This window comes from Klebsiella sp. OBRC7, from assembly GCF_000293135.1.
Taxonomy (GTDB): Bacteria; Pseudomonadota; Gammaproteobacteria; order Enterobacterales; family Enterobacteriaceae; genus Klebsiella; species Klebsiella michiganensis.
The window spans coordinates 1-15,374 of record NZ_ALNJ01000003.1 but is presented as its reverse complement, the minus strand read 5'-3'; the positions used below and the strand labels follow the sequence as shown (position 1 = coordinate 15,374).

Sequence of the window (15,374 nt, the reverse complement as noted above, 5' to 3'; positions counted from 1 at the left end):
TCACGAATACCTGGAGGTTCATCCCCTTCAGCCCCGATAGCGCGCCAGCGGCAGGCGGGGTGAGTTTCATTTCAGACGACGTGTTCTTCGACATGGCGTTCGCTCCTCAGTGCGGCTTCCATTACCTGTTCCTGGGTCAGGCCCTGGTTGATCAAATTAGCCTTCAGTTTACCCTCATGCATCACCAGCACCCGGTCGCTTAGGCCAAGCACTTCGGGCAGCTCGGATGAAATAACAATGACGGCGATCCCCTGCTGCACCAGCTGATTAATCAACTTGTAGATTTCGTACTTGGCGCCGATATCGATGCCGCGAGTCGGCTCATCGAGTATCAGAATGCGCGGGTTCAGCAGCAGGCAGCGGGCGAGGATCGCCTTTTGCTGGTTGCCGCCGCTCAGACGACCAATCGCCAGCTCCGGCGACGAGGTTTTGATCTTCAAACGCTGGATGGATTGCTGAATACAGTGCTGCTCTCCGGCATCGTCAAGGCTGCTCAGCGGACCGGTAAACTGGTTTAACGCGGCGAGGGTGATGTTTTTACCCACCGCCATGACCGGCACAATACCGTCTTTCTTTCTGTCTTCCGGTACCATGGCGATGCCCTGCGCAATAGCCTGCTGGCAGCTGTGAATCGTCACCTGCTGGCCATCAATAAAGATTTTTCCCTGCCAGCGGCCCGGCCAGACGCCGAACAGGCACTGGACCGCTTCGGTACGGCCCGCGCCGACCAGCCCGGCGATCCCCAGTATTTCACCGCGCCGCAGCGAAAAGGAGACGTCATTGACCCGCTTAATATGGCGATTCACCGGGTGCCAGGCCGTCAGGTTTTCCACCCGCAGGATTTCCTCGCCGCAGCTGTGGGCTTCGCTCGGATAGAGGGCGGTAAGCTCGCGGCCGACCATCATGGTGATAATGTCATCTTCGTTCATGCCGTCAGCGTTACGGGTACCGATATGCTGCCCATCGCGGATCACGCAGATGGTGTCGGAGATGGCTTTGACTTCATTGAGCTTGTGGGAAATGTAAATACAGGCAATACCGTGATTTTGCAGATCGCGAATAATATTCAGCAGAATTGCCGTCTCCTGTTCCGTTAACGAGGCGGTGGGTTCGTCGAGAATTAACAACCGTACCTGTTTATTCAGCGCTTTTGCTATTTCGACCAGCTGCTGCTGGCCAAGGCCCAAATCGCCGACGCGGGTATCGGGTGATATGGCTAAATTGACCTGGGCCAGCAGCTTTTCGCAGCGTAAGGTCATGGTTTCGTAATCCAGCAGACCGTGGCGGGAGATCTCCGCGCCGAGAAAAATATTCTCCAGAACGGTCAGATGTTTTACCAGCGCCAGCTCCTGATGAATGATGGCAATCCCTTTGCGCTCGGTATCGCGTATATGGCCCGGCCGCAACGTTTCCCCGGAAAAAATAATCTCTCCCTCATAGCTACCGTGCGGATATATTCCGCAAAGGACCTTCATGAGCGTGGATTTACCGGAGCCGTTTTCGCCGCACAGCGAGACCACTTCTCCGGCGTTAAGCCGCAGACTGACATTATCAATCGCCTTCACCGTACCGAAGGTTTTAGTAATGTTTTTCATTTCGAGTAACCAGGACATAGAGACTCCACATAAGCGATATCCGGCTGGATGGGGCAACGCCCCCGGAAGAGGGCGTCAGAGATTACAGCTCGCTTTTTTTGTGGAAACCGTCTTTGATCACCGTCTGGTCAATGTTGTCTTTATTGACCTCAATGGGTGTCAGCAGCCGGGATGGCACATCTTTGAGGCCGTTGTTGAGCGTGGAGTCGGCCTTCGGCTGTTTATCGTTGCCCAGCTCGACGGCGATTTCAGCCGCGGTGGTGGCAAGGGTGGTGATAGGTTTATAGACCGTCATCGTTTGGGTGCCGGCGATAATGCGCTTCACGCCGGCGAGGTCGGCATCCTGTCCTGATATGGCGACTTTGCCTGCGAGTCCCTGGGCGCTTAATGCCTGTATGGCGCCGCCGGCGGTGGCGTCGTTGGAGGCGACGACCGCATCAATTTTGTTGTTGTTGGCGGTCAGGGCGTTTTCCATAATTTTCAACGCATTTTCCGGTAACCATCCGTCGACCCACTGATCGCCGACGATTTTAATTTTCCCTTCATCAACATAAGGCTTGAGAACTTTCATTTGTCCGGCGCGGAAAAGCTTGGCGTTATTGTCTACCGGCGAGCCGCCCATCAAGAAATAGTTACCCTGAGGCACTTTATCGACCAGACTTTGCGCCTGCATTTCACCAACTTTTTCATTATTAAATGAAATATAAAAATCAATGTCGGCGTTATTGATAAGACGATCGTAGGCGAGAACTTTAATTCCCTCCTGTTTGGCCTCTTTTATGACATTGCTCAGCACCTGGCCGTTATAGGGAATAATCACCAGAACGTCGACGCCGCGGTTAATCATATTTTCGATTTGCGACATTTGCGTTTCTTCGTTGCCATTGGCTGACTGGACGAATACTTTTGCACCTAATGATTCAGCTTTGTTGACAAAAATATCGCGATCTTTTTGCCAGCGTTCAAGACGCAGGTCGTCAATCGCCATGCCAATTTTAACTTCTTTAGCAATGCCCGACAGGCTGGTGAGGAGGAGTGAAGCGCAGAGCGTTAGGCAAAGGTTCTTTATCTTCATAATAATAACACCTTTTTTGTAAAGTGCAGGATAAGACGAACGATAAAAATAAACGGCCTGATACGTAGCAGATTTTTAACGCGGAAAGGAGCGCTGGCAATTATCTATGCTTATTTTGCCGTTATGAAATTTTGTTTATTTGTTAATTTATGACCGCGATCGTACTTTAATAATTAGTTCTCACCGTATTTCATTGATCTCTCGTGGCGGAAGCGGCGGAATGGGGCCGCTGACGTATTATTTTTGCGACCTGGCGCACGTTTGTGGATTCTCTCAATCACGGTGTGAAATAACGTAATTGAGGAAACTAAAAAGAGAATTCTATATTGGCTTATGACTTATTACTCGCCGCATCCCTGAATATGGAGTTCATTATGCAGACCTATTTTGATCAGCTCGATCGCGTTCGTTATGAAGGCCCGAAATCCGCTAACCCACTGGCTTTCCGTCATTACAACCCGGATGAGCTGGTGCTGGGCAAACGGATGGAAGACCATTTACGCTTTGCGGCCTGCTACTGGCACACCTTCTGCTGGAACGGCGCTGATATGTTCGGCGTGGGCTCCTTTAACCGCCCGTGGCAGCAGCCGGGCGAAGCGCTGGAAATGGCAAAACGCAAAGCCGATGTCGCGTTTGAGTTTTTCCACAAACTGAACGTACCGTACTACTGCTTCCACGATGTTGACGTTTCTCCGGAAGGGTCGTCGTTGAAAGAGTATGCCAACAACTTCGCGCAGATGGTGGATGTGCTGGCGGAAAAACAGCAGCAGAGCGGCGTCAAGCTGCTGTGGGGTACGGCAAACTGCTTTACGAACCCGCGTTACGGTGCCGGTGCGGCAACCAACCCGGATCCGGAAGTGTTCAGCTGGGCGGCCACTCAGGTGGTGACCGCGATGGATGCGACCCACAAACTGGGCGGGGAAAACTACGTTCTGTGGGGCGGCCGTGAAGGCTATGAAACTCTGCTCAATACCGACCTGCGCCAGGAGCGCGAGCAGATTGGCCGCTTTATGCAGCTGGTCGTGGAGCATAAACATAAAATCGGCTTCCAGGGCACGCTGCTGATTGAACCTAAACCGCAGGAGCCAACCAAGCATCAGTACGATTACGACGCGTCTACCGTCTATGGCTTCCTGAAACAGTTCGGCCTGGAAAAAGAGATCAAACTGAACATCGAAGCGAACCACGCGACGCTGGCCGGCCACACTTTCCACCACGAAATTGCGACCGCCATTGCTCTGGGTCTGTTTGGTTCCGTTGATGCTAACCGCGGCGACCCGCAGCTGGGCTGGGATACCGATCAGTTCCCGAACAGCGTTGAAGAGAATGCGCTGGTGATGTACGAAATCCTGAAAGCGGGCGGCTTCACCACCGGCGGCCTGAACTTTGATGCAAAAGTGCGTCGTCAGAGCACCGACAAATACGACCTGTTCTACGGCCACATTGGCGCGATGGACACCATGGCGCTGGCGTTAAAAGTCGCTGCTCGTATGATTGAAGACGGCGAGCTGGATAAACGCGTCGCCAGGCGCTATGCCGGCTGGAACGGCGAGCTGGGTCAGCAGATCCTGAAAGGCCAGATGAACCTGGCGGACATTGCCCTGTATGCCACTCAGCATAACCTGGCGCCGGAGCACCAGAGCGGCCATCAGGAACTGCTGGAAAACGTGGTTAACCGCTACCTCTTTGATCGCTAATGAGGGCGATGATGCCCGGCGAGCCCGGGCATTGGCGATAACCGATGCTTTATTCGCGCCACGCTTAGCCGTGGCGCGTCAGTAAGGAGAGGCTGTATGTATATCGGGATTGATCTGGGCACCTCGGGCGTCAAGGCTATTCTGCTCAACGAGCAGGGCGAGGTCGTGGCTTCGCATACCGAAAAGCTCAACGTGTCGCGTCCCCACCCTTTATGGTCTGAACAAGATCCTGAGCACTGGTGGCTGGCGACGGACCGCGCGATGAAAGCGCTGGGCGCGCAGCACTCGCTGCGCGAAGTCAAAGCGTTAGGTATTGCGGGCCAGATGCACGGCGCGACGCTGCTGGATAAGCAACAGCGCGTCCTGCGCCCGGCGATTTTATGGAATGATGGCCGCTGCGGTGAAGAGTGCGCGCTGCTGGAAGAGAACGTCAGCCGTTCGCGGCAGATAACCGGCAACCTGATGATGCCGGGATTTACCGCGCCGAAGCTGCTGTGGGTACAACGTCACGAGCCTGAGATCTTCAAACAGGTCGATAAAGTCCTGCTGCCAAAAGATTATTTACGTTTGCGCATGACCGGTGAGTTTGCCAGCGATATGTCCGATGCCGCCGGAACGATGTGGATGGACGTGGCGCGCCGCGACTGGAGCGATGAGATGCTCGCCGCCTGCGGTCTGAGCCGCGATAACATGCCGGCGCTGTTCGAAGGATGTGAAGTGACGGGTTCGCTGCGCCCGGCCGTCGCGCAGTCGTGGAATATGCCGGAAGCGCTGGTGGTGGCCGGCGGCGGCGACAACGCGGCGGGGGCTGTGGGTGTTGGCATGGCGGATGCGGGCCAGGCGATGCTTTCGCTGGGGACCTCCGGTGTCTACTTTGCCGTCAGCGACGGCTTTCTTAGCAAGCCGGAAAGCGCCGTACACAGTTTCTGCCACGCGCTGCCCGGGCGCTGGCATCTGATGTCGGTCATGCTGAGTGCGGCTTCCTGCCTCGATTGGGCGGCGACATTAACCGGTCTCGACACGGTTCCGGCGCTGATTGCGGCGGCGGAAGCGGCGAACGACGATGCCGATCCGGTCTGGTTTCTGCCTTACCTCTCCGGTGAACGTACGCCGCACAATAATCCGCAGGCCAAAGGCGTCTTTTTCGGCCTGACTCATCAACATGGCCCGGCGGAACTGGCGCGGGCGGTGCTGGAGGGCGTCGGTTATGCGCTGGCGGACGGTATGGATGTGGTTCACGCCTGCGGCGTGAAGCCGGAGAGCGTCACGCTTATCGGCGGCGGCGCGCGCAGCGCCTACTGGCGGCAAATGCTGGCGGATATTAGCGGCCAGCAGCTGGATTTCCGCACCGGCGGTGACGTCGGCCCGGCGCTTGGCGCGGCGCGGCTGGCCCAGCTGGCGTTGCATCAAAATATCGCGTTTTCCGATCTACTTCCTCAGCTCCCGCTGGAACAGGCTCATCGTCCTGATGCCGAGCGCTTTGCTCGTTACGCCCCTCGCCGGGAAACCTTCCGCCAGATTTATCAGCAGCTTTTACCGCTGATGTCCTGATTCTTTCGCCCCTGCCGATGGGGCGAATTCATCTCATGAATGTTTTTAAATTCATGTAGTTATCGAGTGTATTTATATATTCTGAATTTGTCGTTTCAGGGACGAAAAGTACGGATAAACGCATCCTGCCAGTCCACAATGGGGCCTGTCTTATGCCAGGGAGGCCTCATGAAAAACAATATTATTCCAAGGCTGTTGATGTCTATTGGCGCACTGGTTTATCTGGTGGGAATCTGGCGCACCTGCCCATTATTTAGCGGTAAAGGCTATTTTCTGGGCGTTCTGGTCATGGGGATGTTCGCGATTTTAGCGCATCAACGTACGATGGAGGAGAAGGGGCCAGACGATGGTTTTGCTTCGCTGTGCCGCCTTGTGCTCCTGCTGTCGGTCGGTTTACTGATGGTCGGCGCCTGGTTCGTACCCGCCGGATGGGACGAGAAGATCATCTACGTGGCGGCCTGGTTTGTGTGCTTATACGGCGTTTCCGCGATGCCCCATAAAGCGCTGGCCGCACAGGCTGCGCAGAAAGATTCCTCAGAACGGCCTTAACTGACAAAGCGGCGGACATCAAACCGCTGAACCAGCATCGAGAGCAGTAAACTTCCCAGCAGCGCAGCGCTGAATATCCAGACAATATCCAACATTGGCCAGCGGGTCAGCTCCAGTCCGCTGGCGCGCAGCGCGTGAATAATCAGTGCATGGAACCCGTAAATGCCTAACGAATGGCGCGCAATAAGCGCAATAAACGGCAGCTGACGCGTATTGAGCGTATTTTTTACCAGCGTCAGCAGAGCGAGCGCGCAGACAAAAACCGCGGGGCCGCAGTATAAATACCAGGTATCACCAAAATCGCCGCGCCAGCGCAGTTCGTGCAGCGTGCCGCGTGATATTACCCATACTCCCGTGATGAATAGGCCAGCGCAGAGCGCAGTCAGCCATTTTTTATCAGTATCCAGCGTGCCGATTGCCCGTCCTAATATGCCGTACATCACGTAGTAGAACGTATCGCCGTTGATATAGAGATTGAGCGGCAGCCATTCAACGCCTGCGGCTTTCACCGGGACCATATTGGGGTTTGCCAGAATACCCAGCATCAGCATCAGCGCCAGCAGCATCCTGCCGCTCACCTGCTTAACCTGCACCAGCGGAGAAAGCAGGTAAATGACCACGATAGCGAAGAAGAACCACAGATGGTAGAACACCGGTTTCTGCAGCAAATTTCTCAGCGACAGTTCAACGTTGATGTGGGTAAACAAGGTGATATAGAGCAGCGACAGCGCACTATAAAAGAGAATGCACAGTGCGATACGCAGAAAATGGCGGGGCTGGGCGCTGCGCTCGCCGAAAAACAGATAGCCTGAAATCATGAAAAACAGGGGGACGCTGACGCGAGATGCAGAGTTGAGGATATTGGCGAGATCCCACTCCAGCAGGCTGATGGTGTGCGGGTGCGTGATATACCAGGTGGTACTATGAATCATGACCACCATCATGCAGGCAATGCCGCGCAAATGGGTAATCCAGTGTATTTTTTCCTGCATCAGTGCCTCTGTTTCTCCTTCTCAGATAGGGTCTGACCGCCCTTATAAGCTTGTATCGCAGTGGAATAATCCGAGTTTTTCCGCATAGACTTGTCGAGGTGTGGCCCAATTCGCACAATGTGCCGATTATTTAACGTAACCTGCACGATAACAATTTACTAACAAGGCGGTCGAGAAAAAATGGTGATGAAATATGTGTTTTCTGGACTACTGCTTTGCCTGCTGGCGGGCTGTAGCTCGACGCCGTCTCCGCCAGTGCAGAAGGCGCAGAAAGCACGGATAACGCCGCAGGCTACCCTCAATATGGCGCAGCTTTGCAAGGATAATGCCGCCGTTCGTTATAGTACAGGCGTGCGCCAGGTTGACATCAGTCATTTCGAGCAATTTCAGGGAAGCTACGAGCTTTCGGGCAAGACTGCGCGGAATGAACGTTTTATCTGTTCTTTTGACCCGGACGGACAGTTTTTGCATCTTTCCATGCGCTAAACGCGCCCACGGTGGCGCTTATTTCCGCAATTTTCCCTAAACAATCCCGTTTCATACTGTATATCTCGCAGCCAGCGGGTATACTGGCTCCTTCCTTTAAATCCACACGTATCCAGCACGAAATCATATGCAAAAGTTTGATACCAGGACCTTCCAGGGCCTGATCCTGACCTTACAGGATTACTGGGCTCGCCAGGGCTGCACCATTGTTCAACCACTGGACATGGAAGTCGGCGCAGGCACCTCTCACCCGATGACCTGCTTACGCGCATTGGGTCCCGAGCCGATGGCGACCGCCTACGTGCAGCCTTCCCGCCGTCCGACCGATGGTCGCTACGGTGAAAACCCGAACCGTTTACAGCACTACTATCAGTTCCAGGTGGTGATAAAACCCTCTCCGGATAATATCCAGGAGCTGTACCTTGGGTCTCTGAAAGAGCTGGGTATGGATCCGACCATCCACGACATTCGCTTCGTCGAAGACAACTGGGAAAACCCGACGCTGGGCGCCTGGGGGCTGGGTTGGGAAGTGTGGCTGAACGGTATGGAAGTCACGCAGTTCACCTACTTCCAGCAGGTTGGCGGTCTGGAGTGTAAGCCGGTCACCGGCGAGATCACCTACGGTCTGGAACGTCTGGCTATGTATATCCAGGGTGTCGACAGCGTTTACGATCTGGTCTGGAGCGATGGCCCGTTGGGTAAAACCACCTACGGCGACGTGTTCCATCAGAACGAAGTGGAGCAATCCACCTATAACTTCGAATATGCCGACGTGGACTTCCTGTTCTCCTGCTTCGAGCAGTATGAGAAAGAAGCCCAGCAGCTGTTGGCGCTGGAAAACCCGCTGCCGCTGCCTGCCTACGAGCGCATTCTGAAAGCCGCCCATAGCTTTAACCTGCTGGACGCGCGTAAAGCCATCTCCGTCACCGAGCGTCAGCGCTATATCCTGCGCATTCGCACCCTGACCAAAGCAGTGGCTGAAGCTTACTATGCTTCCCGTGAAGCCCTGGGCTTCCCGATGTGCAACAAGAATAAATAAGAGGCGGCCATGTCTGAGAAAACTTTCCTGGTGGAAATCGGCACTGAAGAGCTGCCACCAAAAGCACTGCGCAGCCTGGCTGAATCCTTTGCTGCGAACGTGACCGCAGAGCTGGATAACGCTGGCCTCGCGCACGGTAAAGTTGAATGGTTTGCCGCACCGCGCCGTCTGGCGCTGAAAGTGGCGAATCTGGCGGCTGCGCAGGCAGACCGTGAAGTTGAAAAACGCGGCCCGGCGATTGCCCAGGCGTTTGACGCCGAAGGTAAACCGAGCAAAGCGGCCGAAGGCTGGGCGCGCGGCTGCGGTATCACCGTCGATCAGGCTGAACGTCTGACGACCGATAAAGGCGAATGGCTGCTGTATCGTGCCCACGTGAAAGGCGAGAGCACCGAAGCGCTGCTGCCGAACATGATCTCGACCTCGCTGGCGAAGCTGCCGATCCCGAAACTGATGCGCTGGGGCGCGTCCGACGTCCACTTCGTGCGCCCGGTTCATACCGTGACCCTGCTGCTGGGCGACAAAGTAATCCCGGCCACTATTCTGGGCGTGCAGTCCGATCGCGTTATTCGCGGCCACCGCTTTATGGGTGAGGCGGAGTTCACTATCGACAATGCCGATCAGTATCCGCAGATCCTGCTGGAGCGCGGTAAAGTCATCGCCGATTACGAACAGCGTAAAGCCACAATCAAAGCGGATGCGGAAGAAGCGGCGCGTAAAATTGGCGGCAACGCCGATCTGAGCGAAAGCCTGCTGGAAGAGGTGACTTCACTGGTTGAATGGCCGGTGGTCCTCACCGCGAAGTTCGAAGAAAAATTCCTTGCGGTGCCTGCCGAAGCGCTGGTTTACACCATGAAAGGGGACCAGAAGTACTTCCCGGTTTACGACAACGCGGGCAAGCTGCTGCCGAATTTTATCTTCGTCGCTAACATCGAATCGAAAGATCCGACCCAGATTATTTCCGGTAATGAAAAAGTGGTGCGTCCGCGTCTGGCGGACGCTGAGTTCTTCTTCAATACCGACCGTAAAAAACGTCTGGAAGATAACCTTCCGCGTCTGCAAACCGTGCTGTTCCAGCAGCAGCTGGGTACGCTGCGCGATAAGACCGATCGTATTCAGGCGCTGGCCGGCTGGATCGCTGAGCAGATTGGCGCGGACGTCAATCATGCGACCCGCGCGGGCCTGCTCTCCAAGTGCGATCTGATGACCAACATGGTCTTCGAGTTCACCGACACGCAGGGCGTGATGGGGATGCACTACGCGCGCCATGATGGCGAAGCGGAAGACGTTGCCGTTGCCCTGAACGAGCAGTATCAGCCGCGCTTTGCCGGCGATGACCTGCCGTCTAACCCGGTGGCCTGCGCCGTGGCGATTGCCGATAAGATGGACACCCTGGCGGGTATCTTTGGTATTGGCCAGCACCCGAAAGGCGATAAAGACCCGTTTGCGCTGCGTCGTGCCGCGTTGGGCGTGCTGCGTATCATCGTTGAGAAGAACCTGAATCTGGATCTGCAAACGCTGACTGAAGAAGCGGTGCGCCTGTACGGCGATAAGCTGACGAACGGCAACGTGGTCGATGATGTTATCGACTTCATGCTGGGACGCTTCCGCGCCTGGTATCAGGACGAAGGCTACACCGTCGATACCATTCAGGCGGTACTGGCGCGTCGTCCAACCCGTCCGGCAGACTTCGATGCGCGTATGAAAGCGGTTTCCCACTTCCGTACCCTCGAAGAGTCCTCCGCCCTGGCGGCGGCGAACAAGCGTGTATCCAACATTCTGGCGAAATCAGACGTGACGCTGAACGATATCGTTCACGCCTCCGTACTGAAAGAAGCGGCTGAAATCAAGCTGGCAGGCAATTTAGTCGTGCTGCGCGATAAGCTGCAGCCGTACTTCGCCGAAGGGCGTTACCAGGACGCGCTGATTGAGCTGGCGTCCCTGCGCGAGCCGGTGGATGAGTTCTTCGAGAACGTGATGGTGAACGCAGAAGACCAGGACGTGCGCGTAAACCGACTGACGCTGTTGTCCAAGCTGCGCGATCTGTTCCTGCAGGTAGCGGATATTTCCCTGCTGCAGTAAGCGTCTCGCTAATAATAAAAAAACCTGCCTGCGGGCAGGTTTTTTTATACTAAAAATATAAGTAAGTGAACCATTAATAATTCGCTGATTGATATTTTCTTTATTTTCATTGATTGCCGGGAATTATTTTAGGAATATGCCAACGTAGTCTGGTCAGATATTTACGGTAGAATGCTGACGGGTGCTTGAGACTGTTTGTCTCAGGCGTTCAGCGGGAGACAAACAGAGAAAAGCCCCACCTGATGATAAATCAAAGTGAGGCTCCCCTATGCATCAACACCATAAGAGTAGCCTCTTACCTGTTGAAAATCAACACAGGAGGCGAGGAATGCCGCAAAAGTATCTGTTGTTTGGCTTAATAGTGATTTGCTTCACTATTTTATTATTCGCCTGGATGGTGCGTGATTCGCTGTGTGAATTACAGCTCAGGAAGGGGAATATTGAGCTGGTGGCGTTCTTAGCCTGTGGGATTAAAACGTAAGAGACGGTGGCGGAGAGCGATCTCCGCCATTCTTACGGTGTTAAGCATTCTTATAGCACCCTGTTTTTTCATGAAATGATTATTTCGCCTCCTGATACCAGGAGGCTTTTTTTCCGGATTCACGGCCTGTCGAAAAAACAGGCTTGAAATGTATACCGGGGTATGGCTATCCTATGCCCCGACGAATCCCTCGTCTCACCGGAGAGCACGCGCCAAATGAACAAACACGACTGATGAATTTCGCTCCTTGCTTAGCGCTATTTGCGAGCAGGGGAAGTATTGATTTCATTCAGGAGTGCTTATGGCTCATTGTGCCCAATCCCCCTCTTTTCTTTTGCATCAGGTCACCTGTCAATTTGCGACGGGAGATACGCTTTTTGGTCCGCTGAATTTATCGCTGGAAGGCTCCCTCTGCGGGCTTGTCGGGCGTAATGGCGTCGGCAAAACCCGATTATTGCGTTTGCTGGCGGGCCTGGACTCGCCGTCGAGCGGCCATATCGAACGTATGGTTTCGGTAAGCTACGTTGCTCAGCAGCATGCGATGACTCCTGATACGACGCTGGCGGAGTGGCTAAGCTTCGAATTCGTTTTTTCCGCTCTGGCGCGTCTTGAGCGAGGCGAAGGGCGAGTTGACGATCTCGAACGTCTTGATGGCTTTTGGGATCTTCCGGATCGTTTGAATGCAGGCTTCCTGGCCGCTGGCTTAGGGGAATTTTCTCCCGGACGGCTCGCCTCTTCGTTGAGCGGCGGGCAAAGAGTGAAGGCGCAGCTCTGCGCAGCATTCTTGTCCGGCGCGGATTTTCTCCTGCTTGATGAACCCACCAACCATCTCGACAGAGAAGGCCGGGCGTGGTTCTATCAGCAGCTTGAGCAATGGCGCGGCGGTGCGCTTATCGCCAGCCATGACCGCGAGCTGCTGGCCCAAACGCCGCGCATCCTCGAGCTGACGTCCGCAGCTTTGCGCAGCTACGGCGGTAACTATGCGGATTATCAGCAGCAGCGTGAGCTGGAGCAGCAGGCGGCTCGCGCCGCGCTGGAGCATGCCGTCATCGAACGGCGGCGTACTCGCACAAGGATGCACAAAGAGCATGATGCCTGCCTGCGGCGTTCTGCGCAGACGTTGCGTACTATTGATACGCTAAATATCGCTTCATTCGAGCGGGTTGCTTACAAAGGCGTGGCGAAAGAGCGCCCCGGAACCCTTAAGCGCCAGCATCGTGAACAACGTAGCGCGCTTAACGATGCGGTGGTTCAGGCGCGGGAGCGGGTCGAGGAGGACAACCCAGTGATGTTTACTCTGCCCGGTAGCCAGGTCGCTGCGGGAAAACAGGTGCTGGAGCTGGAAGCGTTGCGGCTGGCGTATGCGCCTATGGCGCCGCTGAACTGGCGCATGGATGGGCCGATGCGCGTGGCGCTGCGGGGCCCCAACGGCTGCGGTAAGACGACGTTGCTTAAAACGCTGCTGGGCCTGGAGTCGCCGCTTTCAGGACGCTGCCGCTTATCGGTCAACGCGGCGTATCTGGATCAGCATCTGAGCCAGCTGGACCTGTCATTGTCCATCATGGCGCACCTGAATCTCGGTGATACGCCTTTAGAAGAAGGTGTGCTGCGCAGCCAGCTGGCGCAGCTACAGCTGGGGGCGGACAAAGTCCATCTACCGCTATCGGTTCTGAGCGGAGGCGAAAGATTAAAAGCAGCGCTGGCCTGCGTGCTCTGGCGACGGGAGGCTACGCAACTGCTGCTGTTGGATGAGCCCACTAACCATCTTGACCTGGCGTCCACTCTGGCGATTGAAAAAGCGCTGGCACAGTTTCCCGGCGCGATGCTGGTAGTGTCACATGATGAAGCTTTTTTACGGGCGTTGAAGCTGACCCATTGCCTGGCATGGCGGGAAGAGGGCTGGAGCGTTGAGAGGCTATAAATGCAAAAAACCGCCATCGATGGATGGCGGTGACTTAAGGCGCAAATAAAAAAATCCCCGCCGTTTGGCAGGGACTTAATAATTTTGAGCTTTTTAAGCTTACAGGCTGGTTACGTTGCCAGCTGCCGGGCCTTTAGCGCCGCTTTCGATGGTGAAGGAAACTTTCTGACCTTCGTCCAGAGATTTGTAGCCTTCGTTCTGGATAGCAGAGAAGTGTACGAACACGTCTTTAGAACCATCGTCAGGAGTGATGAAGCCAAAGCCTTTGTCAGCGTTGAACCATTTTACGATACCAGTCATTTTACCGGACATAGTGAATTACCTTTAAAAAAATAAATGAGCCTTGCGGCGTTACGGTCTGGACTACAGATTTAAAGCGATAAAGGGAAAGTTCACTACCGGGGTATCAACGGATAACCTTTGAAGGACTGCTCTATTCGAATGCTCTGTGGTCTTTACTTCAAACCTGCGAGCATTAACGCATGTTCACGTCGTGATAGCAAACTTTTTTTTCGTTGGCATGAAAACGGTCCTTTAACAGGACCGCTAGCCGAAACCCATAAACGCTAAAATTATGAATCAATAAGCTGTCTTGAAAGCTGCGGATTCGCCTGGATCAGGCGCATCAGCTTAAGCTCTGTGGGAGAAGGCCTTACGCGTCTCGATTCCCACTCTTGTACCATTGCTACGCTGACGCCCATGGCGTTGGCAAAATCATCTATTTTCAGCCCGGTACCTTTGCGTAGTTGGTCAAATTCAATGCATGCGGCGGGCTTACGCGTCAGCGAGGCCGCCTGAGCCTGATCTTTAAAAATAATTTGTTCAAGGTTGCTCAGCAGTTCAAATGCAGGATCTTTATATTCCATTGAGAACTCCTCTCTTTCATACGGCGGAGGGTGAATTATGTAGAGCCTCTTAAGAATAGTCGGAAAAAAAGGCCAGGAATGCTTACCCTGGTAATTATTTATCACCCGAGGTTCTTTCGCGCCGCATCGGACGATATAACATGCTGAAAAGTAATACAGAGAGCCGATAAGCAAATTATTGTAAACAGATAAGAAGAAAAGCGGAAAAGGCCAGCGCGCGCCCGCTGGCCGGTGTATTACGCCTTCTGGAGCTTCTCCACTTCACCCTGGGCCGCCGGAGGTTGCCGTTGGCCAAGCTTATATTTGACCAGCAGCGCGGTGGCCGACAGGAAGGCCGGGATTGCCAGCAAGGAGAAAATTGTTTCGAAAGAGAGCTGGGCCTGCATCAGGAACGCACCGCTAAAGGCGCCGAGAATGCCACCAAATCGACCAATCCCTAACATCCAGGCCACGCCGGTCGCACGTCCCTGGGTGGGATAGAAACCGGCGGCCAGCGCGGGCATTGATGATTGCGCGCCGTTCATAATGCTGCCGGCGATAAATACCATTATCCCCATCAGCAGCAGGTTATGGGTCGAGAAACCAACCAGACAAACGAACACGCCGGTCAGCAGCCAGCCCACGGCAACCACTTTGTTTGGGTTGAGCTTATCCATCAGCGCGCCGAGGATAAGCACGCCAATCCCGCCACCCAGTGGGAACAGCGCGGTGATAATAGAGGCCTGGCTCATCGTCGCGCCGGTTTCCCGGATGAGCAGCGGCAGCCAGCTGGTCAGCAAATAGAAGATCAGCAGGCCCATAAAGTAGGTCAGGCACAGCATGACGGTGCCGACGGCGTAGCGCGGTGAGAAAATCACGCCGATGGACGATTTCTCCTTTACCTGGCCGGCTTCGCGTAGTTCAAATTCTGCCTGCTCGGGAACAGGCGCGATGCGGCGCAGGATCGCGGCGATACGCTGGGCAGGCTGGCGTTTGACCACCATATAGCGCGCGGATTCCGGCAGAAGAAAGATCAGCACTACCGCCAGCAGCAGCGGCATCAC

General features: G+C 54.7%; 15 protein-coding genes. 8 read left to right on the top strand and 7 right to left on the bottom strand.

Going from position 1 to position 15,374, the window contains the following annotated elements; translation table 11 throughout:
• The 3 genes from HMPREF1144_RS33425 to xylF form a co-directional block, all read right to left on the bottom strand.
• Window positions 1-94: hypothetical protein (locus HMPREF1144_RS33425; RefSeq protein WP_009651637.1), on the bottom strand; the 94-nt coding region annotated here is incomplete at its 3' end.
• Complete coding sequence (locus HMPREF1144_RS00965) at window positions 72-1,613, bottom strand: xylose ABC transporter ATP-binding protein (RefSeq protein WP_004855381.1); 1,542 nt, start codon at window positions 1,611-1,613, stop codon at window positions 72-74. The genes HMPREF1144_RS33425 and HMPREF1144_RS00965, both read right to left, overlap by 23 nt.
• Window positions 1,614-1,677: 64 nt before the next feature.
• Window positions 1,678-2,670 carry a D-xylose ABC transporter substrate-binding protein gene (gene xylF, locus HMPREF1144_RS00960; RefSeq protein WP_004855377.1) on the bottom strand — a complete coding sequence of 331 codons (993 nt, stop codon included), beginning with the start codon at window positions 2,668-2,670 and terminating at the stop codon, window positions 1,678-1,680.
• A gap of 374 nt (window positions 2,671-3,044) precedes the next feature.
• Here xylF and xylA point away from each other — a divergent pair, with 374 nt between their 5' ends.
• The 3 genes from xylA (at window position 3,045) to yiaB (ending at window position 6,467) form a co-directional block, all read left to right on the top strand.
• Window positions 3,045-4,367, top strand: coding sequence for a xylose isomerase (xylA, locus tag HMPREF1144_RS00955; RefSeq protein WP_009651638.1), 1,323 nt, complete (start codon window positions 3,045-3,047; stop codon window positions 4,365-4,367).
• A 96-nt stretch (window positions 4,368-4,463) separates the two neighbouring features.
• Complete coding sequence (gene xylB / locus HMPREF1144_RS00950) at window positions 4,464-5,918, top strand: xylulokinase (protein WP_009651633.1); 1,455 nt, start codon at window positions 4,464-4,466, stop codon at window positions 5,916-5,918.
• Window positions 5,919-6,086: 168 nt separating this feature from the next.
• Window positions 6,087-6,467, top strand: coding sequence for an inner membrane protein YiaB (gene yiaB, locus HMPREF1144_RS00945; RefSeq protein ID WP_009651636.1), 381 nt, complete (start codon window positions 6,087-6,089; stop codon window positions 6,465-6,467).
• Here yiaB and HMPREF1144_RS00940 read toward each other — a convergent pair.
• Window positions 6,464-7,459 carry an acyltransferase gene (locus HMPREF1144_RS00940; RefSeq protein ID WP_004855367.1) on the bottom strand — a complete coding sequence of 332 codons (996 nt, stop codon included), beginning with the start codon at window positions 7,457-7,459 and terminating at the stop codon, window positions 6,464-6,466. The genes yiaB and HMPREF1144_RS00940 overlap by 4 nt on opposite strands.
• Before the next feature lie 180 nt (window positions 7,460-7,639).
• Between HMPREF1144_RS00940 and HMPREF1144_RS00935 the strand changes: the two genes are divergently transcribed.
• The 5 genes from HMPREF1144_RS00935 (at window position 7,640) to HMPREF1144_RS00915 (ending at window position 13,465) form a co-directional block, all read left to right on the top strand.
• Window positions 7,640-7,945, top strand: a complete 306-nt coding sequence (locus tag HMPREF1144_RS00935) for a YsaB family lipoprotein (RefSeq protein WP_004855364.1) — start codon at window positions 7,640-7,642, stop codon at window positions 7,943-7,945.
• A 127-nt stretch (window positions 7,946-8,072) separates the two neighbouring features.
• Window positions 8,073-8,984, top strand: a complete 912-nt coding sequence (gene glyQ / locus HMPREF1144_RS00930; protein ID WP_004126458.1) for a glycine--tRNA ligase subunit alpha — start codon at window positions 8,073-8,075, stop codon at window positions 8,982-8,984.
• Window positions 8,985-8,993: 9 nt separating this feature from the next.
• Window positions 8,994-11,063: a glycine--tRNA ligase subunit beta gene (gene glyS, locus HMPREF1144_RS00925; protein ID WP_004855360.1), complete on the top strand. Its 2,070-nt coding sequence runs from the start codon at window positions 8,994-8,996 to the stop codon at window positions 11,061-11,063.
• Window positions 11,064-11,391: 328 nt separating this feature from the next.
• Window positions 11,392-11,544: a type I toxin-antitoxin system toxin HokA gene (gene hokA, locus HMPREF1144_RS00920; protein WP_009651640.1), complete on the top strand. Its 153-nt coding sequence runs from the start codon at window positions 11,392-11,394 to the stop codon at window positions 11,542-11,544.
• 301 nt (window positions 11,545-11,845) lie between these two features.
• Entirely contained in the window at window positions 11,846-13,465 is a 1,620-nt protein-coding gene (locus HMPREF1144_RS00915; protein WP_009651634.1) for an ATP-binding cassette domain-containing protein, read from the top strand.
• A 99-nt stretch (window positions 13,466-13,564) separates the two neighbouring features.
• On the opposite strand, the gene cspA is transcribed toward HMPREF1144_RS00915, so the two are convergent.
• From cspA to HMPREF1144_RS00900, 3 genes are all read right to left on the bottom strand, one after another.
• Entirely contained in the window at window positions 13,565-13,777 is a 213-nt protein-coding gene (cspA, locus tag HMPREF1144_RS00910; RefSeq protein WP_004126446.1) for an RNA chaperone/antiterminator CspA, read from the bottom strand.
• Between the two features lie 260 nt (window positions 13,778-14,037).
• Window positions 14,038-14,331 carry an HTH-type transcriptional regulator gene (locus HMPREF1144_RS00905; RefSeq protein ID WP_004106774.1) on the bottom strand — a complete coding sequence of 98 codons (294 nt, stop codon included), beginning with the start codon at window positions 14,329-14,331 and terminating at the stop codon, window positions 14,038-14,040.
• A gap of 236 nt (window positions 14,332-14,567) precedes the next feature.
• Window positions 14,568-15,374, bottom strand: an 807-nt coding sequence (locus HMPREF1144_RS00900; RefSeq protein ID WP_042926742.1) for an MFS transporter, incomplete at its 5' end; no start/stop codon positions are given.

Coding starts and splice junctions, on each gene's coding strand:
- HMPREF1144_RS00965 (WP_004855381.1), bottom strand. CDS start 1,613: ATGTCCTGGTTACTCGAAATGAAAAACATTACTAAAACCTTCGGTACG.
- xylF (WP_004855377.1), bottom strand. CDS start 2,670: ATGAAGATAAAGAACCTTTGCCTAACGCTCTGCGCTTCACTCCTCCTC.
- xylA (WP_009651638.1), top strand. CDS start 3,045: ATGCAGACCTATTTTGATCAGCTCGATCGCGTTCGTTATGAAGGCCCG.
- xylB (WP_009651633.1), top strand. CDS start 4,464: ATGTATATCGGGATTGATCTGGGCACCTCGGGCGTCAAGGCTATTCTG.
- yiaB (WP_009651636.1), top strand. CDS start 6,087: ATGAAAAACAATATTATTCCAAGGCTGTTGATGTCTATTGGCGCACTG.
- HMPREF1144_RS00940 (WP_004855367.1), bottom strand. CDS start 7,459: ATGCAGGAAAAAATACACTGGATTACCCATTTGCGCGGCATTGCCTGC.
- HMPREF1144_RS00935 (WP_004855364.1), top strand. CDS start 7,640: ATGGTGATGAAATATGTGTTTTCTGGACTACTGCTTTGCCTGCTGGCG.
- glyQ (WP_004126458.1), top strand. CDS start 8,073: ATGCAAAAGTTTGATACCAGGACCTTCCAGGGCCTGATCCTGACCTTA.
- glyS (WP_004855360.1), top strand. CDS start 8,994: ATGTCTGAGAAAACTTTCCTGGTGGAAATCGGCACTGAAGAGCTGCCA.
- hokA (WP_009651640.1), top strand. CDS start 11,392: ATGCCGCAAAAGTATCTGTTGTTTGGCTTAATAGTGATTTGCTTCACT.
- HMPREF1144_RS00915 (WP_009651634.1), top strand. CDS start 11,846: ATGGCTCATTGTGCCCAATCCCCCTCTTTTCTTTTGCATCAGGTCACC.
- cspA (WP_004126446.1), bottom strand. CDS start 13,777: ATGTCCGGTAAAATGACTGGTATCGTAAAATGGTTCAACGCTGACAAA.
- HMPREF1144_RS00905 (WP_004106774.1), bottom strand. CDS start 14,331: ATGGAATATAAAGATCCTGCATTTGAACTGCTGAGCAACCTTGAACAA.